This is a genomic window from Ruminiclostridium hungatei (assembly GCF_002051585.1).
Taxonomy (GTDB): domain Bacteria; phylum Bacillota; class Clostridia; order Acetivibrionales; family DSM-1351; genus Ruminiclostridium; species Ruminiclostridium hungatei.
Map to the genome: position 1 here is coordinate 59,384 of NZ_MZGX01000028.1, position 26,446 is coordinate 85,829.

Consider the following 26,446-nt stretch of genomic DNA (forward strand, 5'->3'; position numbering starts at 1 on the left):
ACCTCCTAGAAAGCCGGTATTACTGCACCCTTATACTTGTCTTCAATAAATTTGCGTACTTCCGGGGTGGTAAGCGCATTCTTCAAAGCCACTATGGCAGGTTCATTTACTCTGCTGCTTTTTGTGACAAGTATATTTGCATAAGGAGAATCCTTTCCCTCCCTGAATAGTGCGGAATTGGCATCAATACCTGCCTCAAGGATTTTATTGGTGTTGGTTATGTATCCGTCGAAATCCTCCTTCAGCCTTATCAGTTGGGCCGAATCAATTTCCTTCAGCTCTATTTTTCTGGTATATTCGGCTATATCCTTTATGGTGGCGGCATGTTCGGGCAAATCTGCCTTTAATTTAATAAATCCGTTTTGCTCCAGAATTTTCAGAGCCCTGTACTCGTTTGTAACATCATTGGGAATGCCAATAACCGCATTCTCCGGCAATTCTTCCCGGGTCCTGTATTTTGCGGAATACAAACCTATGGGCTCTACATGAATATTTCCGGCATTGGCAAGATCATAGCCTTTTTCCTTGCTGACCGAATCAAGATATGGCTGGTGCTGAAAAAAGTTCACATCAAATTCACCATTATCCGTATCTTCATTGCCGTGATCATTCTGCAGAATTGTTATATCCAGATTTACCCCAAGAGAGGCAAGTTCAGGCTTCACAAAATTCAGAAGCTCGGCATGGGGTACCTGGTCAGCCAACACCTTCAGCGTTACAGGCTTATCCTTTGAAAAGGTCTGTGCCAGAGACCTGCTGCCGTCCTCTGAGCCACCGGTTTTTCCGCAGCCTGCCGACAGCACGGCAATTAATGCCACTGCTCCGATTAAAGCAATTATTGCTCTTTTCATATTGGTCATCCTTTCAGGTTATTATTTGTAATACTTTATTTAATTGCCTGCCAATACTATATTATTACTATATGTTTACTATGTTTAAATGTTAAAAATTTTTTCCCTGCTTCATACAAGGAATCTTTTTTTCAAAATATGTCTTGACAGCGCATCCCCAATAAACTGAACCATTTGAACCAGGATTATAAGTACAAGCACAGCGGCTATGAGAATATCGGTTTTGAATCTGGAATAACCAAATCTCACCGCCACGTCTCCCAGCCCCCCGGCCCCGAAGGTACCTGCCAAAGCCGTAGTTGCTATAACGGCAATAATTGAAACTGTGAAAGCCCGTATCAGGGAAGGCAGGGCTTCGGGTATAAGCACCTTGAGTACAATCTTGTGATTTGGAGTACCCATGGCCTTTGCCGCCTCAATTTTACCTTTTGAAACCTCAAGGATACTGCTTTCAACAAGTCTTCCAAACATGGGCACACAACTTGCCACAAGGGCGAATATACATGCTTCCGGGCCATATGCCCTTCCAATGACAAGTCTCGACATGGGCAGGGTAAGTATAATTAAAATCATGGAAGGGAGAGACCTCAGCACATTTACAATTGCACCCAGTACCCTGTTGAATACAGGCAGCGGATGTATTCCCTGCTTATGGGTCAATACAAGTACAACTCCCAGGATAAGACCCAGGATAAGAGTGAATATTGTGGTAACAAAGGTCATGTAAAGAGTATCTATTATTGCCGGAGCAATAATAGCCCACACCTCACGTCCAAAAGCACTTTTAATCACTTCGACAAAGCTGCTGTTATTAAGATTCAAATATACTCCCCCTCATTTACCCATTGATTTGCAGCAAATTCCGCATTTATTTTTACAAAAAGCCTGGCTGTATCACTCCCTGGGTTTTGGAATATTTCCCGAACACTTCCTCGTTCTACTATGATTCCATTTTCAAGCACCGCCATATTTTTACAGGAGTATTTTATAACGTCAAGCTCATGAGTTATAAGTATTATTGTAAGACCAAGCTTCCTGTTTATATCCTTTAAAAGGTCCAGCACCGAAAGGGTTGTTTGAGGGTCAAGTGCGGAGGTTGCCTCATCACTGAGCAATACCTGGGGATGGTTTGCAAGGGCTCTTGCAATACCCACTCTTTGCTTCTGACCTCCGCTGAGCTGCCCCATATGGCAGTTTACCTTCTGGCTTAACTCTACAAGTTCCAGCAGCTCTTCAACTCTGTTTCTTATTTTCTTTTTGTCATAGCCTGCTATTTCAAGGGGATAGGCAACATTGCCAAACACGGTTCTGGAATCAAAAAGATTAAAATTCTGAAAAATCATACCTATCTTTTTTCTATAGTGGTTCAACGCCTTTTTTGATGTATTTGTAATCTCATTTTCACCAATGCGGACACTGCCTCTATCAGGAGTTTCCAGACCATTGAGGCATCTTATGAGTGTGGATTTGCCTGCCCCGCTGAAGCCTACTACTCCAAAAATATCACCCCTGTCCAGCTTCAGATTGATACCCTTTAGTACTTCCACATCCCCATCTGCATTTCTGAAGGATTTATGCAAATCCTCTACAATTATAAAACCGCTCTCCATGCCGACCTCCGCCAAAGTGCCACCATTGACCATGACCATTTGCTATCTGTATGTGTTAAGTACCCTGTCATAGATGTCTTCAATTGCTCTCAATCCTCCGTTATAGCCTGCATACCCGCAGTTGAGCACAAGCCTGTAGGTTACCGGTGCGCTTATTATCAAAAGATCTGCCTTTAAGTCATTTGCCAGGTCTCTTTCCCAACCGCTTCCCAAAATAAGGGTCCTGTTCTTTGGAGGCGACTGTCTTATTTCCTCCTGAATGGCTCCTCCGTCTATTGAGAAGACAACCTCAGCAGATCTTAAATCTGATATCTTTGAAAATTGCAATTTAACAGACTCCCTGAATTCCTCCGGAGTATCGTCGATAACATATTGTTTTTCGGGCAGGATGCCCAGCTCATTCAGAAGAAATTTAGAAAAACCAATGGAATAGGAAGCATCCAATATCGTATAAAACCGTCTGGGGATACCATACCTGAATTCAAGCATAAAATCTGCCGTTCGTTCAATAAAGGAGTAATATTTCTCCTCCTCCAGACGTATGAAATCCTCGGTTTTTTTATCATCCAGTTCTCCAAACCCGGAAACCTGTCTCAGAAATTTTGAAGTCTCTATTCCTCCGATTGGAAGATAGGGGAATTGAATATAGGGTGTGCCGTATTTTTCTTCAAGATGTCTTACTATGCCCAGTCCTGCCCAGCTATTTACCAGAATATTAAACTGGGCATGGGGTATGGTTTTCCACTCTTCAACACCTTGTGAATCATTCCCGAACAGTATGTTCACCTTCAGTCCGATTCCTTCCAATATTCTTTTGATTTCTTTAAGATTTCCGTTCCAGTATGGATCTTGATAGGGAATTGTTGCAAAAACATTTACAAGTCCCTTTTTAAAGGCTCCGCCCTTGTTGAAGGCATCCACATATTGGTCGATTATTGCATTAACAACAGTTTCATGACTTTTATAATTGTTGCTTTTAAAGCCACCTGTTTCAGCATATACGATGGGCTTCCCCTGTGACCGGTATTCTCCTGCCACTCTTCCCACATCATCACCCACAATATCAGAAGTACATCCGGTCAGGACAACGTACAAATCCCCGTCGATTACTTTGAAAGCGCCGTCTATTACATTTCTCAGCCTGCCCTCTCCTCCGTAGACCACCTCGGCTTCACCCGCATTTGTACAGGGTATGGTATTGCCGCCTGCGTACCCCTCGCCCTGTCCTATGAGGCTGCTGACCTTGGAGCTGCAGCCGGGTCCTGCATGCAATATGGGCACTCCTCTCCTGATTGCGACAACTGTCTGCTGTGCACCAATTGCACAGGAGTATCTTGGCTGCTCAATAAACTTCAACATCTATGTTTCCTCCAAGAAAAGAAAATGGGTTTTGCTCAAGCCACCATTTTGTGTATGGCATAGTGCTGTGTTTTGCAAGGTTGGTTACAAATTCCCTGTTATCAATAGTTTCAAGTATTCTTTCAGCATAGTTCAGAACACCCTGATAGCCAAAGCCGAATTGCTCATCTCCTATAAGCAGTGTCGGAACGCCCAGCTTGGCACCCCATAATGTCATTCCTCCATGTCGTGCTATCATGATGTCTGGACGTACTTTATTCAATATGTTGACAAGTTCATAAGCCTGTTTGTTGCATACATTATAGTTGTGAACATCTCCGTAGGTATTCACATCATGGGCCAGGGCATCCGAAGCAGGATCAGCATTGTCATAGACAGGGTCATGGTGGAATATTGCCGCTCCCTGAACCTTAAGACCAAGCTCCCTTAACAAGGCAATCAGTGCATGCCCGTGGGCGGCACCGGCAGTAATATAGGCAGTCTTTCCCTGCAGCTTTCTCCTGTATTCCTCCAGAATAGGCAAAACCCTGCTGTGTTCCTTTTGAATGTACTCCTCAATTTCCTTTTCCCTTTTCAAAACTTTGCCCAATTCCCTGAGCCAGGCGTCAGTTCCTGGAATACCATAAGCCGGAGGTGCTTTAATCTCAGGAACTCCATACAACTGCTCAAGAGCAGCCCCCAGGTAAGTTCCAAGTGTAGGACATATCTGAATGGTAGCGGCAGCCTCTGATATATATTCCAGGTCAGCCACGGTAGAAAACGGAACTATATAGTCCGCCTTGTAGCCCAAAGGCTCCAATAGCTCATCAAAAATATGCGAACCCCAGAAGTTTATAATGTTGACGTTGTTGGTTTTCTTTTTTGGGGGTTTTACCAGCTTTCTTACTATGGAGTGATAGGCCGAATCAAAACCTGTAGTCCATATCTTTGATTTGAAGCCTTCACAATAGCAGCCTATGACAGGTATTCCCAATTCATCGGTCATCTGGTTGGCAACAGCTTCTATGTCATCTCCGATGATTGCCGATGCACATGAGGTTGTAATAAATATGGCCTTGGGTTTGACTCTTTCATAGACCTGCCGGACAGTTTCACCAAGTTTGGCAGTCGCTCCGAAAATAGTATCCTTCTCCTCAATATTTGAATTAAAATATCTTCCGGTTGCAGGAGGCAGATTTCTTTCCATCTGCCCTACCCTATATACGAAGTTAAACCCGAAAAAATCGCCGGAACAGCCAACAGGTGCATGATTTATAATTGCGGCATCTCTTATCATGGAAAGCTGGCAAAATGCATTTCCTGAACTGCAACCCATGCATTGGCTGAAGCTTCTTACGCTGTCCTGAAGCTTGCCTGCCCTTGCACACCTTACAAGTTCACCTGCCGTACCTTCAAAGCCGGTAATCGATCCCAGCCGCACTTCCCTTATTTGAACCTCTTGGCTTTTTATATTGATTGAGCTCACATTATTACCTCCCCAAAGTCATTTCACTTTAAAGATTTCCAACTGCCTCGGTTCGCACCTCACCTGTTTCAAGGGCCAACAGGTAGTCTCCCCATTTTGCCGCCCAGGCTCTCAGTTCTGATACCTCCAGCGGTGCCGGAACCTTTGATTCCTCATGTCCCGCTATTTTTGCGGCGAGAGCTTTATATACCTTTGCCTGCTTTGATTCAGGGGCGGCCTCGATAGTAGTCTTTCCCTGAAGCTCGCTTTGCGTAACTGTTACCGATCGAGGGACATATTCAACCACCTGGGTATTTGTCTGTTTGACAAAGTCATCAATTATATCCTTTGCATAGGGTGCGTTAATGGAATTTGCAATTACGCCTCCAAGTAATGCTCCGCCTGAATTTGAATATTTATGTATCCCTTTAAACAGGTTGTTGGCAGCGTAAACGGCCATAAAATCTGCGGAGGAAACTGTGAATACGTGCTCTGCGATACCTTCTCTTATTGGAACCGCAAAGCCGCCGCATACTACATCTCCCAGCACGTCATAAATTACATAGTCCAGATCCAGTTCTTCAAATATATTCTGCTGCTTGAACAGTTGCACTGCGGTTATTATTCCCCTGCCGGCACAGCCTACCCCGGGTGCGGGTCCTCCGGCCTCAACGCAGTAAATACCGTTGAAGCCTTCAAAAATCACCTCATGTGCCTTCACTGAATTTTTTTCTCTCAAGGTATCCAGTACGGTGGGTATATAGTTGCCGCCTCTTAAAGTATTGGTTGAGTCGCTTTTGGGGTCACAGCCGAATTGCATTACCTTATAGCCTGCTGCTGAAAGGGCAGCGCTTATATTTGAAGTTGTTGTTGACTTTCCTATTCCCCCTTTTCCGTATATTGCTATCTGCTTGATTTTCTTTGCCATTGATTTCTCTCCTTAATCCTTTAATTTAACTGCTGAATTTAAATAATCCACTTTCTCCATAGAATGGATAAGCGGGTTTATAACTTTATTCAGGGCAGAGTATATTAAGCCGGGTATTACATAAGCCTTTACACCCGCATTTTCCAGAGCCTCCAGGGCACCCTGGCCGATTTGGCTGACCACAACCATCCTGCAGTCGGATATTGCATTGATTACATCAGCCATGGCCGATTCATTATGCTCTCCTGTACTGCAGGCAGGAACGGTATGCCTTATTTCACTGAAGTTCCATTGGCCTTTACTATCTGCATCAAATATCATAAATTGCCTGCAGTGGCCGAAATGCTGATTTACAACTTTTCCGTCACTGCTTGCCACTGCAATTTTAAATTCCATAAATACCTCCAAGCTACTCCTTCAGATGCCTATACCCCATATCTCAAACAATTTTGTCCGACTCCAAATACTAGCCGTGTGAGAAGGTTTCCAACGGCTGGTCATACAGTAACTCCGACAGGTCGCCAGGTCTTCCGGGAATGCCGCAGGCGTCGGCCCGGCACTGCTTGCAGTGTCGGAAGACCTGGAGGTATTTTTCTGCCGATACTCTGGCATTATTCAACTCAGTGCAATCAGGAGCCTTATGACTGCTCATCTCATTCTGAGGTATCAACGGAATTATGTTCATCATGGCTGCTCCTGCCTCCGAGGTTACTCTGGCTATTTCCTCTATATGCGAAAGATTTATATCAGGTATTAAAACAGTATTGATTTTCACTAAAACCTCCAGGCGGCTTATTGTCCTGATGCCTTCAAGCTGTTTGGCAATCAGGATTTCAGCAGCTTTTCTGCCGGTTATGTATTCGTTTTTGTAATATATGCCTGAACAGATCTTTTCCAATATTTCAGGCTCAACTGCATTTACTGTTACAGATATTGTTTTTATTCCAGTATCCGCTATCCTCCGGGCATTCTCAGACAGCATAAGCCCATTTGTACTCAGGCACTTTATCAGCTCGGGATACTTCTTTTCAATAAGCTCAAAGGTTTCCAGAGCATCGGTTGTAGCAAGGGCATCTCCCGGCCCTGCGATTCCTGCCACAGTCAGCTCGGGACAAAGCAGTAAAGCCTTTTCCAATGTCCTCAGTGCTTCGTCAGGAGTCAGCACTTTACAGGCCACTCCCGGGCGGTTTTCTGTCTTGTTCAGGCTCCTTTTACAAAACCTGCAGTGAATATTGCAGATGGGACTTACCGGCAAATGTATACGGCCATGAATAAAATGTGCTTCGCCGCTAAAGCATGGGTGTTTCTTCCTTAAGTGGTCATACCCTTCCTTATTGCTCATTACTGTCAGGTTAACTGTGCTGTGTTCCATAAATACCACCTTTTTAAGAATTCCTGATTTTTAATGATTTCCAGGGCCTTTAAAAGCTAAAAATAAAAAAGACCAAGCAAAGCCGGCATTTCGGCTTAACCTAGTCTCTAATATCTTTAGTCAACTAAAACAATAAATTTGTTTTTATGTAGTTATTTAACCCTTACTTTTTCATTCTTTTCGATCTGGATGAGTGTTCCGTCCTGAAAAACAAGTGTTATTGAACCGTATTTCAGGGTTTTTGCCATTTCACACAATTTTTCAATATCCTCTTTTGTGATTGGTACCTTTGACTGACTTTCCTGTGTTATACTCACTTTAGCACCACCTTCACCCGCTTCTTGAAACTTGGATTTCACTAAAAAAATAATCAACTTTCGCAGCCAGCATTTATTGCCTTGTTTAATATCAAATATTGACGTATGAAAATTCTGTGTTAAATGCATCAAAAACAACAACAATACTAAGAGAGAACAATGCTTGGTTGGAAAAAGTTTTAATTCTGCAATAATTTCCTATCCGGCAAATCAATAAAATAACTGCGAAAGTTAATTATAGATAACTTAACCTGTTGTGCCAGTTAAAAACTTTATTAACTGGCACAACCAGATAACTTACGAAAAATCCTATTAAAACGATAATTCATATATGTTTTATATGTTATTATGAGTATATTACTACTGAGAAAAAATGTCAATAGTTTATAAGGGATTTTTTATATTTTTTTAAAATCGTCCTCCCGGGACTTGCAGACTTATCTGTTAAAAACCGCTGGCACAACGAGTTGATTTTAATAAAAAGCTCTGTTAGACATAATTGTTGGTTATTGAACATATGTTCGGTTTGTGGTATAATTACCATATTACTATGTTGGGAGCAGTAATAATGCCATCAGTATCAACAATTAAAACAGATATAGCCAAATTAGCCGAGTATGAACTACATGATTTGTTTAATTATATTTGTGAAATTATGACTATAAATACTATAACTCGTAATTTACCAAAAGACTTCCGAGAATCAAGATTTGCGAATGGTTCTGTATGTCCATACTGCAAGAATGAAAGAATTATCAAACATGGGAAACTAAATGGTCGCCAACGTTTCGGATGCAAAGTCTGTGGGAAGACCTTTAATGACTTTTCACTCTCTGCCCTGGCAAATTCAAAATTGCCCTTAGTTAAATGGCTCGGATATGCCAAATGTATAGCCATTGATATTTATATAAACTTAAAGTACAGATATTTATATTTTGCGAGGAGGACAAAATGTACGAAGGAGCAATAATTAAAGAGACTTTAACAGATGAATTGATTTTAGATTGTTTGAAAATTGATAAAGTTGAAATTTGGAAAACAAATGAAACCATCAAATATTGGACAATGGTATTTTTCAAATCCAATGAAAGTGATTTTCCTGAAAAACTTTCAAAAGCACTTATTGACGGTTGGTTTGCCGACATGAAATGTGATAATACAAAATCCATTGTTTTCAAAAATAAAGTCCTTAAATATGAAATTGGAAATGCAGTTGAGAAAGAAGCAGTTCTTAAAGAATGCCGTTCCATGGGAATTCCTGACGAGCAGTTTAATTGGAGTGAATAGGTATTATGACAACAGATGAAATATTAAACTATTGCTTATCAAAGACAGGTGCTTATATTGAGTTTCCTTTTGGTGATATGCCTATTTGTGTAAAGGTTGAAAAGAGATTGTTTGCACAAATGTATCCCAGTAAAGATGATTACAAAATTACACTCAACTGCGATATGGCGACAGGAGAAATTTATCGTAACTTATATCCAAATATAGTTGTCAGAGGTTATCATTGTCCCCCTATACAACAACCATATTTTAACACGGTTTATCTTGATGGCGTAATTCCCGATGTAGAATTGCAGAAGATGATAGACCATTCTTACTCAACTGTAGTAAGGAAATTGCCTCGAAAGACACAAAAAGAGTTATTAGAAGTACCTACAAAATAGATAATTCTCTATCAATAATCTTTTATATGGGGTAACATCCCATTTGATGGTATAAAAACAACAATATTATCTAACAGGGCTTAATAAAAAAAAGAGGCAATGTACCCCGTGCATACCGTCAGGTCCATTACCTCAATGTTTCATTTTCATTTGCCTTATTTGTTCTGAAGCTTATAAATAATCCGGCAGCCCTGCTGGTCAATGTACTTTTCAATGTCTCCGGTGTTAAGGGAATTTGTGCCGATGACTACGTTGCTTTTTCCAAAAGCGCTGCTGTAGACCGCCACATGGGTTATGTTCGCATTGAATTTGGCAAAGGTACTTGTTATCATGGACAGCATGCCAGGTGCATCCTCAACCTCGATAGTCATTCTGGTGCCAGGTTCTCTGAAGCCCAGAAGCTCTATAAAGGAATCAAAAATGTCCCCCTCGGTTATAATTCCTACCAGCTTATCATTTTCAACTACAGGAAGAAAGCCTATATCATTATCTCTCATGAGCAGCGCCGCTTCCTCCAGAAGAGCATTGGGTGAAACAGTGACGGGATTTTTTGCCATAATACTGCTGATTTTGGTTTTAGCCAGCAGATAAGTAATTTCACCCATGCTTAAGGCCGTTGCCTTTGAGGGAGAAACCTTGACTATATCCCCACGGGATACAACTCCTACCAGCTTCCCGTTCTCTACCACAGGAAGGCGTTTAATGCCGTGATTTTTAATTATTTCCTGCGCATCTGGAATTGTCTGCGCCGGTGATATAGTAAAAGGATTTGAAGTCATTTTGTTCTTAACAAACATAATAATCTCCTATCTGCGCCCACAGCGCTCAAATAGTAATGAAAAAACAATTGTGTCTTTTCATTTTCTAGCCTCCTAAATATGCCTTTCTGATTTCATCGCTCTGCATTAATTCATTGCCCGTACCAGTCAGCACAATTGAGCCGGTTTCCATTACATAGGCTCTGTTTGCTATCTGAAGCGCCATGCTGGCATTTTGTTCAACCAGCAGGATTGTGGTTCCAGTCTGATTTATACTTTTAATTATGTCAAATATCTCTTTTACAAACAAGGGCGCAAGTCCCATTGACGGCTCGTCCAGAAAAAGCATTCTTGGACTGCTCATGAGCGCACGTCCCATCGCCAGCATTTGCTGCTCGCCTCCGGAAAGAGTTCCGGCAGCCTGCTTCTTTCTCTTTTCCAGGATGGGAAAGCGTTCATATATCATATTCAGGTCCTTATTTATTTGTGCCTTGTCTTTTCGGAGGTACGCACCCAGTTCAAGATTTTCAAGCACCGTCATGGTTGAGAAAACCCTTCTGCCTTCAGGTACCTGGCATATTCCCATTTTTACTCTGTCCTGAGGAGAAATGGAGGTTATATCCCTGCCCTCAAAAATAATTGAACCCCTGGTAGGCTTCTTCAAGCCTGAAATAGTTCTCAGGGCGGTGGTCTTACCCGCTCCGTTGGCACCTATAAGTGTTACTATTTCACCTTGCTCAACGGTCAGTGAAATGTCCTTCAATGCATGAATAACACCGAAGTGAACATCCAGATTTTTAATTTCAAGCATTGTCGACCTCCTCTCCCAGGTACGCTTCTATGACCCGCTTATTTGTCCTTATCTCTGCCGGTGTACCGTTGGCAATGACTTGACCATAGTCCAGCACATAAATCCTTTCACAGATTTTCATTACCAGGGACATATCGTGTTCTATGAGAAGAATGGTAAGCTTGAACTGTTTTCTTATATACTGTATCAAATCTGTCAATTGTGCCGTTTCGGCAGGATTCATGCCCGCAGCAGGCTCATCCAGCAGAAGTACGGAAGGTTCCGTGGCAAGTGCCCTCACTATTTCAAGGTGGCGTTGTTCGCCGTAGGGCAGGTTTCTGGCCAGCTCATCTTTTTTACCTTCCAGGTGGAATATCTTAAGCAGCTCTATACTTTTTCTTTCAAGCTCCTTTTCAGCCCTTAAATACGAAGGAAGGTGAAGAAATGAGGATATCAAACCATATTTTACATTCTGATTCATGGCAATCCGGACATTGTCCAAAACTGTCAAGTCCTTGAAAAGTCTTATATTCTGAAAGGTTCTTGCAAGGCCGTCCTTGCAGACGGCGTATGGCTTCATGCCTTGAATTTCTTTTGACACCCCGTTTTTGGTCAGTGTAATGGAACCCGAAGTAGGTTCATATACACCTGTGAGAAGGTTAAAGGCAGTGGTTTTTCCGGCTCCATTGGGGCCTATGAGACCTATCAGCTCACCCTGCTCCAACTCAAGATTCACTTTTGAAACCGCAGTCAAGCCGCCAAAGGATTTAGTCAAATCTTTTACAGTTAATATAGCCATGTCATGACTCCTCCTTCCGGGTTTTGGATTTGAGCCCAAGTTTTTTAAACACAGACAGTGATATTTCTTTTGAACCCATTAATCCCTGTGGTCTGAACAACATTAATATGATAAGCAATAAAGCATATATTATCATGCGGACTTCTGAAAAGGATTGTAAAAACATAGATATGACAGCCAGCAGCACAGCCGCTATTATTGAACCTGAAATGCTTCCCAGGCCTCCAAGAACCACGATTACCAGCACATCCACCGACTTTAGGAAGCCAAACAGGTCAGGCTTCAGGAAGAAGAAAAAGGATGCATAAAGGCCTCCTGCTATTCCGGCAAAAAAGGCGCCCAGGGTAAAGGAAATAACCTTGTATTTGGTGGTATTTATACCCATGGATTCGGCGGCTATCTCGTCCTCCCTGATGGATATGCAGGCACGTCCGTGGGAGGATTTCAGGAAGTTGGTTATTATCAATACCGTAGCCACGGTAAAAACAAACATCCAGGTCCAGTTAACAAACTGGGGAATGCCTTGAAGACCTGCGGCGCCATTTGTAATTTCCAGATTAAGGAATACTATCTTTATGATTTCAGCCATGCCAAGTGTTGCAATTGCCAGGTAATCCCCCCTCAGCCTGAGTGTGGGAAGGCCAACAACAGCACCGATCAATGCGGCGGCTATGGCTCCTGCAATTATACCCATGATAAAGCCCACAGCAGTAGGATTATTTATGGTAATAATCGCACACACATAAGCACCTATTGACATAAAACCGGCATGCCCCAAAGAAAACTGTCCTGTAAAGCCTGTTATGAGATTTAAGCTGACGGCCAGAACAATATTGATACAAATAGTAGCCAGTGTAGCCTGCAGGTAATCGTCAATGATACCGGCAGATATGAGTCCCTGAATTGCTGCATAAGTAATCAAAATCATAATAAATTTCTGAAGAGCACTATGTTTAAATATGTTTTTCATTGATTACACCTTCTCCTTGGTATTTTTGCCAAGCAGACCAGCCGGCTTAACAATAAGAATCAATATAAGGATTGCAAACACAACCGCATCCTTATATAACGAGTTACCATATCCCGATACGAAAACTTCAACTGTTCCGATAAAATACCCGCCTATCATGGCGCCCGGAATAATGCCTATGCCGCCGAAAACTGCTGCAACAAAGGCTTTAAGTCCTGGTATAACCCCCATAAGAGGATCAATGGAATTGTAATAGATACCCACAAGCACTCCTGCCGCTCCGGCTAATGCGGAACCGATAGCAAAAGTAAAGGAAATTGTTGAATTCACATTGATTCCCATTAATTCCGCAGCGTCCTTGTCCAGAGATACTGCCCTCATTGCCTTGCCCACTTTTGTTTTCTTGACGATAAACTGCAGCATGGCCATTAATATGATGGTGCTTATGACTATTAATATCTGCTGTGCTGTAATCTTCAAACCGCCAACCGCAAAGCTTTTGGCCAGAAAACCTGTCATTTCAGGATATGCGCGTACATTTGCCTTTACGAAAAACATGGTTCCATACTCTATAAACAGTGATACTCCAATTGCAGTGATCAATACGGCTATTCTTGTAGCGTTTCTCAAGGGCTTGTACGCTATCTTCTCAATAAGCACGCCGATAACCGTACAAACAAGCATTGCTATAACCATGGATGGGAAAAAACCCAGCTTAAGCGAAGTCATACAGAAGTAACCGATATATGCACCAAGCATATATACGTCACAGTGTGCAAAGTTTATTAGTTTTATAATACCGTAAACCATGGTGTAACCCAATGCTATTAATGCATATATACTACCAAGGGATATTCCGTTAATCACCTGCTGTAAAAAATTCTCCAATTCACTTCCCCCTCATACCGGTCTATTGGTTTATACATAGAAGTAAGGGCGATATATTTATCCCCCCTACTCCATTGTAAAACTAAGCTTATATTACTATAAATACTGTATCTCCTATTTATAGTTTTTAACTTTTAAATGCGGTAAGACTATTTTCCGCTTCTTACGGCTGTGGCCTGAACACCATTTTCAAGGCCGACTATTACGATAGCCTTTACCGGATTGTGGTTTTCATCAATGCTGAAGGAACCGGTAACACCTGTGAAATCCGTGGTTGAAGCAAGCGCTTCCTTTAATGCCTCACTGTCAAGGCTCTTGCTTCTCTTAATACCATCAGCTAAAAATTTTGCAAGGTCATATCCCAAGGCATGGAAGGCGTTGGGCTCTTTATTGTATTTTTTCTTGAAATCATCAATAAATTTAATAACGGTTGGGTCCTTATCCAAGGATGAATAGTGGTTTGTAAAATATACCTTGCTAAGTGCACCTGCTCCGGCTAAGCTTGTCAAATCAGGAGAATCAAAGCCGTCCGCACCAAGAATAGGCTTGTCTATTCCCAGAGCACGAGCCTGCTTTATAATCAGACCTGCTTCCTCATAATAGCCCGGCAGATATATAACATCAAAATCAAGATCCTTTATCTTGGTCAATATTGCGTTAAAATCCTTGTCCTTTGCTACATAGGCTTCTTCACCCACAATAGTGCCGCCCGCATCCTTAAAGGTCTTTATAAAGTTCTCGGCAAGTCCCTTTGCATAGTCGCTTGAGCTGTCCTTTACTATAACAGCCTTCTTTGCACTTAAGTTCTGTGAGGCAAAGTTTGCCATAGCTGTTCCCTGGAAGGAGTCGGTATAGCAAATACGGAAGGCATAGTCCTTCTTGCCTGTCTTGTCTACAGTAACATCATCGGCTGTAGCTGAACCGCTTATTACAGGAACCTTTTTCTTTTCGGCAACTGATACTTCAGATTTAAAGGAGCCTGACGTTGCAGGTCCCAGTATTGCAAGAACCTTGTCCTGTGATATCAGCTTGTTTGCTAGAATAACAGCTTCTGCAGGTTCCGACTTATTGTCGTATTTTACGGGAACCAGCTTTTTGCCGTCAATTCCTCCTGCTGCATTTATTTCATCAATTGCCAGCATTATTCCGTCAACTGAACTCTGCCCATATGAAGCAACTCCGCCTGACAATTCATAGTTTATGCCAATCTTGATTTCATTTGCATTGGCCTGGCTACCTTCAGATTTAACTCCGCACGCAGTTATTCCCGAAACCAGGAGGCCAACGGCGAGCAGCATACTAAGCTTTTTCTTCATAACAAATCCCCCTATTTTTTTCTGTAATTTTTTATAGAATATTGTTTTTTCATTCTAGTATCTTTTTAACAGCTTGTCAATGCACCGCTTTAGCAAGTTAATCCAACAGTGCCGTGAATTATTATTTAAAATTTTATCATCAGTTTATATTGTCCGTATTATACATTCTGTGCCAAAACCATTGTTTTTATGTACAGCCCGGCATAGAATCAAATTTTCCCTTCCGAACTTTTTATATGATTTTCATACAGATCAGGTCTTTTGATTCTGGTGCGCTCCAGGGACCGGGCACTCCTCCATTTTTGAATGTTTGCATGATGTCCTGACAAAAGTATTTCAGGAACCTGTTTTCCTTCATATTCAGCCGGCCTTGTGTATTGGGGATATTCCAGAAGACCGTTGAAATGTGACTCTTCACTAAAGGAACCTTCATTTGACAAGACCCCTGGGACAAGCCTGCTTACACAGTCTATAAGCACCATTGCAGGCAGCTCCCCGCCGGTGAGTACATAGTCCCCTATGGAAATCTCTTCATCAACCAATTCCTCAATTATACGTTCATCTATACCTTCATAATGTCCGCAGAGCAATATCAAATGCTCTTCCTTTGAAAGCTCTACGGCTACTTTCTGTGTCAGCACCCGCCCCTGGGGGCTCATGTAAATCACCTTCGGTTTTGTCTGCAAACCTTCAGTAACAGCCCTGTAAGCGTCAAACATCGGCTGGCACATCATAACCATTCCATTGCCGCCTCCAAAGGGATAGTCATCAACCTTCCTATGCTTATCTCTGGTATAATCTCTTATATTAACGGCATTAACCTCAATCAAGCCCTTCTCCTGCGCCCTTCCTATGATGCTTTCCTTCATCACAAGTGAAAAGGTTTCAGGAAAAAGCGTCAGCACATCGAATCTCATCAATCCAATAATCCTTTCGGCAGTATAACTGATATTCTTCCTGCATCCAACAGAACCTCTTTTACAACACTTTTAAGTGCAGGAATCAATATCTCCGTTCCTGCATCATCCCTGACCACGTATACATCATTGCTGCCGGTCTGAATGACATCCTTCAGCTTTCCCAAGAGAGTTTCCTTCTCGTCATATACGCTCAAGCCTATCAAATCTGTAATGAAGAAGGAATCCTTGGGAAGCTTTATGGCATTTTCCCGGTCAATCTTCAAATACATGCCCTTCAATTTTTCTGCTGCTTCTATACTGTCAACACCCTTGAACTTAATGATAACAAATTGTTTGAAAAACTTTACTCCCGCCAGTTCATATTTTTCAAGGCTGCCGTTTTTATCTATATAAACCCATTCAAGCTTTTTAAATCTCTGGGGATCGTCCGTCAATGCTGTTGACTTCAATTCTCCCTTGACTCCATGAGTATTTACCAATTGTCCAACTATCAAATATTCCGCTAACATGCTACTCCGCCACCCTTCAGTTCTTGCCCCGTACCGGCACTGCCTGCCGTTGCCGGCGCCATAAAAAACGGTATTTTAAAAAAGAAAAAGGCCATAAGCCCCCTTCTTTTTTATTTCAGGAATTCCATCCCTTAATTTCATTATTGTATGATATCTACAACAACTCTTCTGTTGTCCTTAACAGCCGCAGCCTTGACAACAGTTCTGATAGCCTTGGCAATTCTGCCCTGCTTTCCTATTACTTTTCCCATATCATCCTTGGCAACTTTCAGTTCAAGTATGATGGACTTCTCGTTCTGAATTTCATTAACAAAAACCTCGTCAGGATAATCCACAAGAGCTTTTGCAATATTCTCCAGCAATAATTTCATATTAACCTCCTAAGCCATGTTATGGCTCTGAGCCGCACTTTGACCAAAAGCAGATAAAATCATTCCTTCCCATTTGCTGTAAAAGCGAATAAAGAAGGCTAACCGGCCATGTGCACTTTCAACATATTCATTTAAAGCCTGGTTTTTAAGCAATGTTCAAGCCGAACTTCCGCCGGCAAGGCATCAAAGGTACTATAGGAGGTTAAACCTTAACCTCCGCTATGCCCCGTAACCGGTTAACCGATTATACCCTGCTTCTTGAGAAGTGACTTAACTGTATCAGTAGGCTGTGCACCATTCTTTATCCATTTCTGAGCCTTTTCAGAATCAATATTAACCTGAGCAGGTTCAACAACAGGATTGTAAGTACCTATTTCTTCAATGAATCTACCATCTCTGGGATATCTTGAATCAGCAACTACTACTCTGTAGAAAGGGTTCTTCTTGGCACCTATTCTCTTTAAACGTATCTTTACTGCCATTTATTTTCACCTCCTTTAAAGGATTATAATTAGGGATATCCGAATAATAAAACCAGATTCTTGAGTGAGAGATTTTTCGTCAGTACAAGGCGGAGGAGGGCACAATACCGACCGTATTGCAACCAACGACAACGCAGTAATGACGGAAAATAGCCGTTCAAGAATAGGAATTTATTATTTGGTCATTCCTTATTATTAAAAAGGCATTTTAAACTTTCCAAAACCGCCTTTTTTACCGCGCTTACCCATGTCACTCATCATTTTCATCATCTTTTTCATCTCTTCAAACTGCTTGAGCAACTGGTTTACCTCCTGAATAGTGGTGCCGCTTCCCGCTGCTATTCTTTTCCTGCGGCTGCCGTTCAGTACGGAAGGATCATTTCTTTCCTTCCTGGTCATGGATTGGATAATAGCTTCCATCCTGACCATGTTTTTCTCGTTTGCACTCACATCTATATTTTTCAGTGCCTTTGCATCAACACCGGGCAGCATGCCGAGAATATCCCCCAGGGGACCCATTTTCTTCATCTGCTGCATCTGTTCAAGGAAATCCTCCAGCGTGAACTGCATGGTTCGCATTTTCTTTTCCAGCTCAATTGCCTTTTTCTCATCATATGCTTCCTGGGCCTTTTCAATAAGACTGAGCACATCACCCATTCCAAGAATTCTTGAGGCCATTCTGTCAGGGAAAAAGGGCTCAATATCACTGAGCTTTTCACCCATACCTGCAAACTTTATGGGCTTTCCGGTGACTGCTTTTACTGAAAGCGCAGCTCCGCCTCTTGTGTCACCGTCCAGCTTCGTAAGAACGATACCGTCAATTCCAAGCTTTTCATTGAAGCTTTCTGAAACATTTACAGCATCCTGCCCCGTCATGGAATCAACCACCAGCAGTATTTCATGAGGAACTACCGATTTTTTTATATTCAGCAGTTCATCCATAAGCTTTTCATCAATGTGAAGCCGTCCGGCGGTGTCCAGAATAACCAGGTCGTGCTGCTTCAGGCTTGCGTATTTGACAGCCTCCCTTGCAATTTCCACCGGATTCTGATTGTTCTCCAAAGTGAAAACAGGTATGTTTAACTGTCCTCCAACAACCTGAAGCTGTTTAATAGCCGCAGGCCTGTATACGTCGCAGGCAACCAGCAACGGGTTTTTTCCCTGCTTTCTCATAAGGCTTGCCAATTTTCCGGAGGTAGTGGTCTTACCTGAACCCTGAAGTCCGCACATCATAAATACAGTGGGGGGCTTTGGAGCAAAGGTAACCTTGCTTTGTTCCCTTCCAAGGAGTTCTATAAGCTCCTCATGAACTATCTTGACAACCTGCTGGCCCGGAGTAAGGCTTTCCAGCACATCAGAGCCTACGCACCTTTCTGAAACCTTGCCTATAAAATCCTTAACAACTTTAAAATTAACGTCAGCCTCAAGCAGAGCGAGCTTGATTTCTCTCATCATATCCTTTACGTCTTTTTCGGATACTCTGCCCTGACCACGGATTTTTTTAATTGTCTCTTGGAGCTTTCCTGATAAACCCTCAAAAACCGACATCCCAAAACCTCCAATACTACCATCTATATACTGTTTACAAGCTCTGCCAGTTCACGTTTGACTTGCTCTACAATTTCCCTGTTGTGCTGGTCAAGCCCGCTTGTCCCGATATTTTCAACCAAATGCCAAACCTGTTCCGCTTTTTTTCTTTGCTGTGCAAATTTACTCAGCAGTCCAAGCTTTTCTTCATATTCATTGAGTAATGCCCTGCCGCGCTTTTCATTGTCATAAACGCCCTGTCTGCTGATGTTCAGTTGTTCGGCAATCTCCGACAAAGTAAAGTCGTTATTGTAATGCAGGTCAAGAATCTCATACTGTCTCTGTGTGAGCAACAGACCATAAAAATCAAGCAGCAGAGAGGTTTCATATACTTTATCCATTCATTTGCCTTTCAGACCATGGTAATTGACTTTACTAACATAGTTTAAAACATCAAACAAAGGTTGTCAAGTATTTTTACTTTACATATTATTTGCTTTTATTGCGGACATATATATGCTTTATCTTTGAATTATTAGTGTCACGCTCTTCAATCTCAAATTCCTTCAATTTTCTTATAAGATGGGTAAGCTTGTAAAAGCCAAAGTTTCTGGGATCAAAATCCGGCTGTTTCTTTATAATCAGATTCCCCACATCCCCAAGGAAGGCCCAGCCGTTTTCGTCCTCAACATCATGTATTGAAACCGATATAAGGTTGATTATGTCCTTTCCGATGGAAACTGTATTGCCCTTAGGCTCTTTCTCTGCAACTTCATCCTTTTTGACACAGTTATCAAAGTTATTATTTGTCTGTGAAGCTCCGCTGATTATTTCTATATAGGTAAATTTATCACAGGCAGAAATAAAAGGACTGGGGGTCTTTCTTTCCCCTATTCCAAAAACCTTCTTGCCGGCTTCTCTCAGTCTGGTAACAAGTCTGGTGAAGTCACTGTCGCTTGATATTATGCAAAAGCCTTCAACCTGTCCGGAATATAATATGTCCATTGCGTCAATTATCATGGCAGAGTCCGATGAATTTTTACCTGAAGTGTAACTGTATTGCTGTGTAGGAGTAATGGCATTTTCCAAAAGTACATTTTTCCAGCCTGAAACTGTCGGCTTTGTCCAATCAGCATATATTCTCTTAATGGTAGGTATTCCATACTTGGCTATCTCCTCCATAATACCCTTGATATTGCTGTAAGGTACGTTTTCAGCGTCAATTAGCACTGCAAGCCTCATTTCATTTGAATTCATTTCTTAATAAACTCCTTTCGTTTTATAACATTTTAGTGTACTTACCTATATACTACCATATTTTATTTTGTATCCAAAATATTTCTTAAATGAAACCATATTACGTTATTGCGTTAAAGTCAATTGGAAGTTATTGCAGGGAGATTGTTAATATGTTATCATGTTGTAATAGCTGGTATTCTTCTGAAACCAGACTAATCCGGTACAAGCTGTATACCCGTGGTTTTGACGACTTATATCCCTTGTGGAATGAGAACGGAGGTAGATTTTATGAACAATTTCTATTTTGTATCAAGTTAGCACTTCCCTTCTGTGCCTTTTAGCATATTTTCAGTATTTCTATTTATAATTCCATTAATTATTTTTCAGCTTTAAAATTATTTTCAAACATATAAATTTATTTGATTTATTGCAGATAATACATATGGATTACTTAATTCATGGGATAATAGGTTCAGTGGGTACTGAATTAATGTAAAGGCTTGCAGGTGTAAATGTTTTTTATATTTATCTGTGAGGAGGTTTTATTTTGAATAATAATCAGGAAAGAAAATTTTTAGGTGTGGAGCAACTGTCCTTAAGGAGCTTATTAATCGGCTCCATCGGTTCATGCATTATTACGGCAAGCTCCATGTATGTCGCTTTAAGAATGAGCGCCCTCCCCTGGCCCACAATATTTGTTGCGGTCCTCTCCATGGCGCTACTGAAGCTTTTTGGGAAGACCACCAATAATGAAATTAATATAACCCAAACTGCCATGTCTGCCGGTGCCATGGTAGCAGGCGGTCTTGCCTTTACACTTCCGGGTCTCTGGATACTGGGACTTTGGAAGGGCGCGGACAATTTTTCAGACAATTATCTGAAGGTCTTATTGATAGCCGGTGCGGGTATGCTGCTGGGAAGTGTGACCTCCTATATCTTAAGATACAGGTTTATCGTAAAGAATGCCCTGCCTTACCCCATAGGACAGGCAGCGGCTGAAACCATCAAGGTTGGCGATGAAGGCGGGAAAAAATCCCTGGTCCTCTTTGGAACAATGGCAGCCTCCACTGTGTACACCTTTCTCAGAGACCAGTTGAAAGTTGTACCGGAAGCTTTTATGTTCAAGGATTCCCTGGGCATCTGGAATTCACCTATGGCGGTAGGTATGGGCTATATATTGGGCTCCCTGTACACTGGAGTGTGGTTTTTGGGTGCATTGATAGCCAATGCCTTTCTGGTTCCCTTCGGACCAAGGCTTGGACTTTTTGCCGATGAGGCTGCTGCCTCGGCTTTTAAAATCAATGCCGGTGTAGGCTTGCTTGTGGGAACAGGACTTGGTGTCATTGCAGGAATCCTTATCTCAGGAGTTAAAAGGCTGCTTACTGAAAAAAAGGATATGCAGCTCCGTCCTGAAGGGAATAAAAAGAAATTTTTTGACTACAGCAGGGTTTTAATAATAGCTGCCACCGCTCTGGCCTTCATTTTGTCCGTTGCAGGCGGTCTGGCTGTTATTCCCTCTGTTTTGCTGATTGCAGGTGTGTTTATCGTTTCTATAATGGCTGCAACCATCACAGGACAGACAGGAATAAATCCCATGGAGATTTTCGGAATAATCGTACTCCTGGGAGTGAGGATTTTCATAAAGGTTGAACCCGCAGACGCCCTGATGATTGCAGCCTGCGTCGCAGTAGCCAGCGGTTTTTCAGGAGACCTTTTCAACGATTACAAGGCCGGTCAGGTATTGGGCACCAATCCCAAGGCACAGCTTATTTCCCAGATTGTGGGAGGTGTGTTTGGAACCGTTATTGCCTCGGTTTCTTTATTTGCCATTATCAATCAGTTTGGTGAAGTAGGCCCGGACACCGCTCTTCCGGCTGGTCAGGCCGTGGGAGTGACCGCAATGATAAACGGTATCGGAAGTCCGGTTGTATTTGGCATAGCAGCTCTGACAGGTGCTGTATTGTATCTTGTGGGTCTCCCTGCAGCAACACTGGGAATCGGTATTTTTATTCCCTTTACCATTTCCTCCGCAGTTTTCCTTGGGGGTGCCATCCGTTTTATCAGTGACAGAGTACGCGGAAAAAGCACTGCTGAAACCGGCAATGTCGCCGCTTCAGGTCTGCTGGGCGGAGAAGGTATTACAGGTGTGGGCATAGCTCTTGCCAGAATGTTTACAGGCTCATGATTTTACTATATACAAGGGAGTGGTTTTGTGGGTAAGGTTATCGGTATAGATATCGGAGGAAGTACTACAAAGATAGTGGGTTTTGACGGAAAAACAATGATAACGCCATTGCTTGTACGTGCAAATGATCCCATTGCATCTGTTTATGGTGCTTTCGGCAAGTTTCTCAATACTCATTCGTTAAAAATTGAGGACATAGAAAGAATTATGATAACAGGAGTAGGCTCCTCATTCATAAACAACAGGCTTTTCGGAATTCCCACCGGAAAAGTGGACGAATTTATGGCAATAGGCCTGGGAGGACTTTTTCTCAGCAGCCTCAATAAAGCTATAATTGTAAGTATGGGAACAGGAACAGCTCTGGTGAAGGCTGAAAACGATACCGCAGTGCATTTGGGCGGTACCGGCGTGGGCGGCGGTACTCTTCTGGGACTTTCAAACAGGATGCTCAACGTCCGGCATTTCGATGAGTTGATAGAAGCTGCAAACGGCGGTGATCTTTCCCACGTGGACCTTACCATAGGCGATATTTCCAAGGAAGCTTTAGAAACGCTGCCCAGCGAGACTACCGCTTCAAACTTCGGCAAAATCAGCGACCTGGTTACCAAGGCTGATCTGGCCATGGGCATAATAAACCTTGTGTTTCAGACCATAGGCATGCTTGCGGTTTTCAATACCAGGATTGACAAAATAAAGGATGTTGTTTTGACCGGAAACCTGACCAACGTACCACAGGCGGATTTTATTTTTGACCAGCTCAGCAAGCTTTATGACGTGAATTTCCAGACACCCTCCAATGCCGAATTTGCAACTGCGGTGGGTGCGGCTATCTGCTTTAAGCAGAAGGTTGCCTTTAAAGAAGTTTTTTAAAGAAGCCTTTTAAAATGTGTCATAGCCCGGCTGCATACGGAAAAACAAAAGAGAGGTGTTGTCCCGGAAGGGCGCTCACCTCTCTTAAATATTTCTGTATATACTCTTATACTGCATTTTCCTGCTACAGCTCTGCCAATACCAACCTGCCCTCGGACCTGGTTCTGTTCATATCAATTATTCTTTGATTTTCAGAACCCCTGAATCTCAGCAAAAGGTTCTTTTCCTTTAAAACAAAGGGGCCGTCTATAAGCAAATCGGTGTTTTTCAACAGTTCCTCATAGCCCTCTCTTTGCACGGCAAGGTCAAGAAGCTGTTCATAGGTGTACCCGGTATATGTGATTACATTCAGGCCCAGCTTTTTTACTTCACCGGCAAGCAATGCACAGGCTGCCGCCTGCTCAAAAGGGTCTCCTCCGCTTAAGGTTATACCGTCAAGCAATGGATTGTTTCTGACTGCATTTAATATTGCGTCTATTTCCATCAATTCTCCGGAGTCATAGGAATGGGTGTGGGGATTATGACAACCGGCGCAGTTATGTGAACAGCCCTGTGCAAACACCACCAAACGTATACCCGGCCCGTCAACAATGGATTCATTTATGATTCCGGCTGTTCTCAGCAGTACCTTCATTTGTCATCCTCCCCAGGAGTGAATGCATCCTGTTTGCAGTAAGCCTGTAAAATAGCATTACACGTGGCTTTGCACTACATGTGTTTTACCCGGTCTCTGACCTCGGCCTGTTTCGCATCATTGAAGCGTTCAAGGGTTCCCACCAGATAGCCGGTAATACGTCTGATGCGCTCAAATTTCCTGTCGTCTTCCTGTCTTCCGCAGCTTGGACAGCTCTCTCCAATAATGCCGGTGTACCCGCAAACCGGATCACGATCCACAGGATGATTTATGGAACCATAGCCTATTCCTGATTCCTTCATTGCCCTGATAATCTTCTCAAAGGCGTCCAGATTGTCTAAAGGATCACCGTCCACCTCAACATATGTAATATGTCCTGCATTTGTCATTTCGTGGTAAGGAGCTTCCAGCCTTATTTTTTCAATTGCATTTACTTTATAGTATACCGGTACATGGAAACTGTTTGTGTAATATTCCCTGTCAGTAACTCCTTCAATTGTGCCGAACAGCTTTTTATCATATTTTATAAACCTTCCGCAGGTTCCCTCCGCAGGAGTTGCAATAAGGCTGAAGTTCATATTGTATTTCTGGCTGGCCTCCTCCATCCTCTTTCTCATATAGCCGATGATTTCCAAGCCAAGGTTCTGCGCCTGCTCGGACTCTCCGTGATGTCTCCCGGTGAGAGCCTTCAGGCATTCTGCCAGACCTATGAAGCCAACGGTCAAAGTACCATGCTTCAATACATCGCCAACCTCGTCCTCCCAGTCCAGCTTGTCTGAATCCAGCCATACCCCCTGGCCCATAAGGAACGGAAAGTTCTTAACCCTCTTTTTGGCCTGTATCAGGTATCTTTCATAAAGCTGGTCTATAACCAGATCAACCTTCTTATCCAGTTCATCAAAGAACATATTCAGGTTCTTATTGCTTTTCAGAGCAATCCTTGGCAGGTTTACAGTGGTAAAACTCAGGTTTCCCCGGCCAAATATCGTCTCCCTGGAGGAATCGTATACATTTCCGATAACTCGTGTCCTGCAGCCCATATACGCAATCTCGGTATCAGGATTTCCCTCCTTGTAATACTTGAGATTAAAGGGTGCGTCAATAAAGGAAAAGTTCGGGAAAAGCCTCTTTGCACTTACACGGCATGCCAGCTTGAACAAATCATAATTGGCATCGCCCTGTTTGTAATTGACTCCGTCTTTAACCTTGAATATATGTATTGGGAAAATTGGTGTTTCTCCATTTCCCAAGCCGGCTTCGGTAGCCAGTAAAAGGTTTTTTATTACCATCCTGCCCTCCGGCGAGGTGTCGGTGCCATAATTTATGGAACTGAAAGGAGTCTGGGCTCCCGCTCGGCTGTGCATGGTATTGAGATTATGGACAAAGGCCTCCATAGCCTGAAAGGTTATCCTGTCTGTTTCGCTTTCAGTCTTTTTAACGGCGAAGGCCTGTGCCTTGCTCAGAAGACCTTCATCTCCGGCATACTGCAGCATATACTTCTTTTCTGCCTTGATATATGCCTCCATCCTGTTAAGCAGAGGCTTCAAATTGTGTTCCTTGTATAAAATTTCACTTACCGAGTTTATCTCAGTCTCCAAGTCTTTGTCCAGCAGCAGCTCAATGGCTTTCCTCAAATTTTGCCTATAGCCTCTTTCAAAGGTTTTGGCTACCCCCAGGGCCATACCGTAGTCAAAGTTTGGTATGCTCTGACCGCCGTGCTGGTCGTTCTGGTTTGATTGGATAGCTATACATGCAAGGGCGGAATAGCTGTTTATATCATTTGGTTCTCTCAGATAGCCATGTCCTGTGCAGAAGCCTCCTTTAAAAAGCTTGACGATATCAATCTGGCAGCAGGTTGTGGTCAGAGTGAGAAAGTCCAGATCATGAATGTGAATATCGCCTTCGTTGTGCGCTTTTGCATGCTCAGGTCTCAATACATACATTTCATAAAACTGCTTTGCTCCCTCCGAGCCGTACTTGAGCATGGTGCCCATTGCAGTGTCACTGTCTATATTTGCGTTTTCTCTTTTTAAGTCATTATCTTTGGCATCCTTAAAGGTCAGTTCTTCGTATACCTTCATGAGGCGGGTGTTCATCTCACGAACCTTGGTTCTCTCAGCTCTGTACAGAATAAATTCCTTGGCAGTTCTTGCATGACCGGTCTCAATCAAAACCTTTTCAACCGCATCCTGGATTTCTTCAACATCCGGTACTCTTTTATCCATTGCTTCTTCAATATGGTCTACAACTCTTTCAGCCAAATCCATGGCTGTTTTGTAGTCCTTTCCGCCTGTTGCACTGGCTGCCTTGAAAACAGCACTGGCGATTTTCTCGATGTTAAAAGGCACTTCCCTTCCGTCACGCTTTTTGATTTTGGTAATCATTTGTAACTTGCCACCCCTCTAAAATTTTTACATAGCATTTCCTAAAAACAGCAAAATAATATGAGCAATAGCCTATTGCCCAATCCCTACACGTTATGCCCGTTCTCTCTCTATTCAGTTGGCTGAACGTTTATCCGGCTATAGCCGGTATTATATATATATTTCAGGTATTTCCGAAACTGTTTTTAATTTATAGACAGCAGAATTATGTATATTTTTAATACCAGGCCATTAACAGTATTATTATATATTT

28 protein-coding genes and 1 pseudogene are annotated in these 26,446 nt (G+C 42.5%); 5 read left to right on the plus strand and 24 right to left on the minus strand.

Features of this window, described 5'->3' with window-relative positions:
- Positions 1-5: 5 nt before the first annotated feature.
- The 9 genes from CLHUN_RS18165 to CLHUN_RS18205 form a co-directional block, all read right to left on the minus strand.
- Entirely contained in the window at positions 6-851 is an 846-nt protein-coding gene (locus CLHUN_RS18165) for a MetQ/NlpA family ABC transporter substrate-binding protein (RefSeq protein ID WP_080066045.1), read from the minus strand.
- 111 nt (positions 852-962) lie between these two features.
- A complete protein-coding gene (locus tag CLHUN_RS18170; protein ID WP_080066046.1) occupies positions 963-1,673 on the minus strand; it encodes a methionine ABC transporter permease in 711 nt (236 codons plus the stop codon).
- The gene (locus tag CLHUN_RS18175; RefSeq protein WP_080066047.1) at positions 1,670-2,461 is read right to left on the minus strand and encodes a methionine ABC transporter ATP-binding protein; all 792 of its coding nucleotides are present in this window, start codon (positions 2,459-2,461) and stop codon (positions 1,670-1,672) included. The genes CLHUN_RS18170 and CLHUN_RS18175 overlap by 4 nt, the downstream gene beginning before the upstream one ends.
- 42 nt (positions 2,462-2,503) lie before the next feature.
- Positions 2,504-3,820 (minus strand): nitrogenase component 1, encoded by a 1,317-nt coding sequence (locus tag CLHUN_RS18180; RefSeq protein ID WP_080066048.1) that lies wholly within the window; start codon positions 3,818-3,820, stop codon positions 2,504-2,506.
- On the minus strand, positions 3,804-5,285 hold the full coding sequence (locus tag CLHUN_RS18185) for a nitrogenase component 1 (RefSeq protein WP_080066049.1): 1,482 nt from the start codon (positions 5,283-5,285) through the stop codon (positions 3,804-3,806). Before CLHUN_RS18185 ends, CLHUN_RS18180 begins: the two co-directional genes overlap by 17 nt.
- A gap of 28 nt (positions 5,286-5,313) precedes the next feature.
- A complete protein-coding gene (gene nifH, locus CLHUN_RS18190) occupies positions 5,314-6,192 on the minus strand; it encodes a nitrogenase iron protein (protein WP_080066050.1) in 879 nt (292 codons plus the stop codon).
- Positions 6,193-6,204: 12 nt separating this feature from the next.
- Positions 6,205-6,588 carry a NifB/NifX family molybdenum-iron cluster-binding protein gene (locus tag CLHUN_RS18195; RefSeq protein WP_080066051.1) on the minus strand — a complete coding sequence of 128 codons (384 nt, stop codon included), beginning with the start codon at positions 6,586-6,588 and terminating at the stop codon, positions 6,205-6,207.
- Between the two features lie 70 nt (positions 6,589-6,658).
- Positions 6,659-7,564 (minus strand): radical SAM protein, encoded by a 906-nt coding sequence (locus CLHUN_RS18200; RefSeq protein WP_340148344.1) that lies wholly within the window; start codon positions 7,562-7,564, stop codon positions 6,659-6,661.
- A 152-nt stretch (positions 7,565-7,716) separates the two neighbouring features.
- Positions 7,717-7,881, minus strand: a complete 165-nt coding sequence (locus tag CLHUN_RS18205; RefSeq protein ID WP_422785069.1) for a YezD family protein — start codon at positions 7,879-7,881, stop codon at positions 7,717-7,719.
- A gap of 568 nt (positions 7,882-8,449) precedes the next feature.
- Between CLHUN_RS18205 and CLHUN_RS18210 the strand changes: the two are divergent.
- The 3 genes and pseudogenes from CLHUN_RS18210 to CLHUN_RS18220 form a co-directional block, all read left to right on the plus strand.
- Positions 8,450-8,779 (plus strand): annotated as a pseudogene (locus tag CLHUN_RS18210) (transposase); the annotation flags it as partial.
- A gap of 53 nt (positions 8,780-8,832) precedes the next feature.
- Positions 8,833-9,168 carry a hypothetical protein gene (locus CLHUN_RS18215; RefSeq protein WP_080066053.1) on the plus strand — a complete coding sequence of 112 codons (336 nt, stop codon included), beginning with the start codon at positions 8,833-8,835 and terminating at the stop codon, positions 9,166-9,168.
- Positions 9,169-9,173: 5 nt separating this feature from the next.
- On the plus strand, positions 9,174-9,551 hold the full coding sequence (locus CLHUN_RS18220; RefSeq protein WP_080066054.1) for an MmcQ/YjbR family DNA-binding protein: 378 nt from the start codon (positions 9,174-9,176) through the stop codon (positions 9,549-9,551).
- Positions 9,552-9,706: 155 nt separating this feature from the next.
- Here the strand turns inward: CLHUN_RS18220 and CLHUN_RS18225 are convergent, their stop codons facing one another.
- The 13 genes from CLHUN_RS18225 to CLHUN_RS18285 all read right to left on the minus strand — a co-directional run bounded on the left by CLHUN_RS18225 (position 9,707) and on the right by CLHUN_RS18285 (position 20,138).
- Positions 9,707-10,348: a CBS and ACT domain-containing protein gene (locus tag CLHUN_RS18225; RefSeq protein ID WP_080066055.1), complete on the minus strand. Its 642-nt coding sequence runs from the start codon at positions 10,346-10,348 to the stop codon at positions 9,707-9,709.
- A gap of 67 nt (positions 10,349-10,415) precedes the next feature.
- Positions 10,416-11,120, minus strand: coding sequence for an ABC transporter ATP-binding protein (locus CLHUN_RS18230; protein ID WP_080066056.1), 705 nt, complete (start codon positions 11,118-11,120; stop codon positions 10,416-10,418).
- On the minus strand, positions 11,113-11,898 hold the full coding sequence (locus tag CLHUN_RS18235; RefSeq protein ID WP_080066057.1) for an ABC transporter ATP-binding protein: 786 nt from the start codon (positions 11,896-11,898) through the stop codon (positions 11,113-11,115). Before CLHUN_RS18235 ends, CLHUN_RS18230 begins: the two co-directional genes overlap by 8 nt.
- 1 nt (position 11,899) lies before the next feature.
- Positions 11,900-12,868, minus strand: a complete 969-nt coding sequence (locus CLHUN_RS18240; protein WP_080066058.1) for a branched-chain amino acid ABC transporter permease — start codon at positions 12,866-12,868, stop codon at positions 11,900-11,902.
- 3 nt (positions 12,869-12,871) lie between these two features.
- Positions 12,872-13,756: a branched-chain amino acid ABC transporter permease gene (locus CLHUN_RS18245; RefSeq protein WP_080066059.1), complete on the minus strand. Its 885-nt coding sequence runs from the start codon at positions 13,754-13,756 to the stop codon at positions 12,872-12,874.
- Positions 13,757-13,905: 149 nt separating this feature from the next.
- A complete protein-coding gene (locus CLHUN_RS18250; RefSeq protein ID WP_080066060.1) occupies positions 13,906-15,072 on the minus strand; it encodes an ABC transporter substrate-binding protein in 1,167 nt (388 codons plus the stop codon).
- Positions 15,073-15,281: 209 nt separating this feature from the next.
- Positions 15,282-15,989, minus strand: coding sequence for a tRNA (guanosine(37)-N1)-methyltransferase TrmD (gene trmD / locus CLHUN_RS18255; protein WP_080066061.1), 708 nt, complete (start codon positions 15,987-15,989; stop codon positions 15,282-15,284).
- The gene (gene rimM, locus CLHUN_RS18260; RefSeq protein ID WP_080066062.1) at positions 15,989-16,501 is read right to left on the minus strand and encodes a ribosome maturation factor RimM; all 513 of its coding nucleotides are present in this window, start codon (positions 16,499-16,501) and stop codon (positions 15,989-15,991) included. The genes trmD and rimM overlap by 1 nt, the downstream gene beginning before the upstream one ends.
- 140 nt (positions 16,502-16,641) lie before the next feature.
- Entirely contained in the window at positions 16,642-16,872 is a 231-nt protein-coding gene (locus CLHUN_RS18265) for a KH domain-containing protein (RefSeq protein WP_004627144.1), read from the minus strand.
- A 236-nt stretch (positions 16,873-17,108) separates the two neighbouring features.
- Entirely contained in the window at positions 17,109-17,354 is a 246-nt protein-coding gene (rpsP, locus tag CLHUN_RS18270; RefSeq protein WP_080066063.1) for a 30S ribosomal protein S16, read from the minus strand.
- 195 nt (positions 17,355-17,549) lie between these two features.
- Positions 17,550-18,902 carry a signal recognition particle protein gene (gene ffh / locus CLHUN_RS18275; protein WP_080066064.1) on the minus strand — a complete coding sequence of 451 codons (1,353 nt, stop codon included), beginning with the start codon at positions 18,900-18,902 and terminating at the stop codon, positions 17,550-17,552.
- 23 nt (positions 18,903-18,925) lie between these two features.
- Complete coding sequence (gene ylxM, locus CLHUN_RS18280; RefSeq protein WP_080066065.1) at positions 18,926-19,282, minus strand: YlxM family DNA-binding protein; 357 nt, start codon at positions 19,280-19,282, stop codon at positions 18,926-18,928.
- 88 nt (positions 19,283-19,370) lie between these two features.
- Positions 19,371-20,138 (minus strand): NYN domain-containing protein, encoded by a 768-nt coding sequence (locus CLHUN_RS18285; protein WP_080066066.1) that lies wholly within the window; start codon positions 20,136-20,138, stop codon positions 19,371-19,373.
- Between the two features lie 529 nt (positions 20,139-20,667).
- On the opposite strand from CLHUN_RS18285, the gene CLHUN_RS18290 reads away from it, so the two are divergent.
- Together CLHUN_RS18290 and coaW are read left to right on the plus strand one after the other, a co-directional pair.
- On the plus strand, positions 20,668-22,305 hold the full coding sequence (locus CLHUN_RS18290; protein WP_080066067.1) for an OPT/YSL family transporter: 1,638 nt from the start codon (positions 20,668-20,670) through the stop codon (positions 22,303-22,305).
- 27 nt (positions 22,306-22,332) lie between these two features.
- Positions 22,333-23,175 (plus strand): type II pantothenate kinase, encoded by an 843-nt coding sequence (gene coaW / locus CLHUN_RS18295; protein WP_080066068.1) that lies wholly within the window; start codon positions 22,333-22,335, stop codon positions 23,173-23,175.
- Between the two features lie 124 nt (positions 23,176-23,299).
- Here the strand turns inward: coaW and nrdG are convergent, their stop codons facing one another.
- Both nrdG and CLHUN_RS18305 read right to left on the minus strand, forming a co-directional pair.
- Complete coding sequence (gene nrdG / locus CLHUN_RS18300) at positions 23,300-23,809, minus strand: anaerobic ribonucleoside-triphosphate reductase activating protein (protein ID WP_080066069.1); 510 nt, start codon at positions 23,807-23,809, stop codon at positions 23,300-23,302.
- A 74-nt stretch (positions 23,810-23,883) separates the two neighbouring features.
- The gene (locus tag CLHUN_RS18305) at positions 23,884-26,193 is read right to left on the minus strand and encodes an anaerobic ribonucleoside triphosphate reductase (RefSeq protein WP_080066070.1); all 2,310 of its coding nucleotides are present in this window, start codon (positions 26,191-26,193) and stop codon (positions 23,884-23,886) included.
- Positions 26,194-26,446 lie beyond the last annotated feature (253 nt).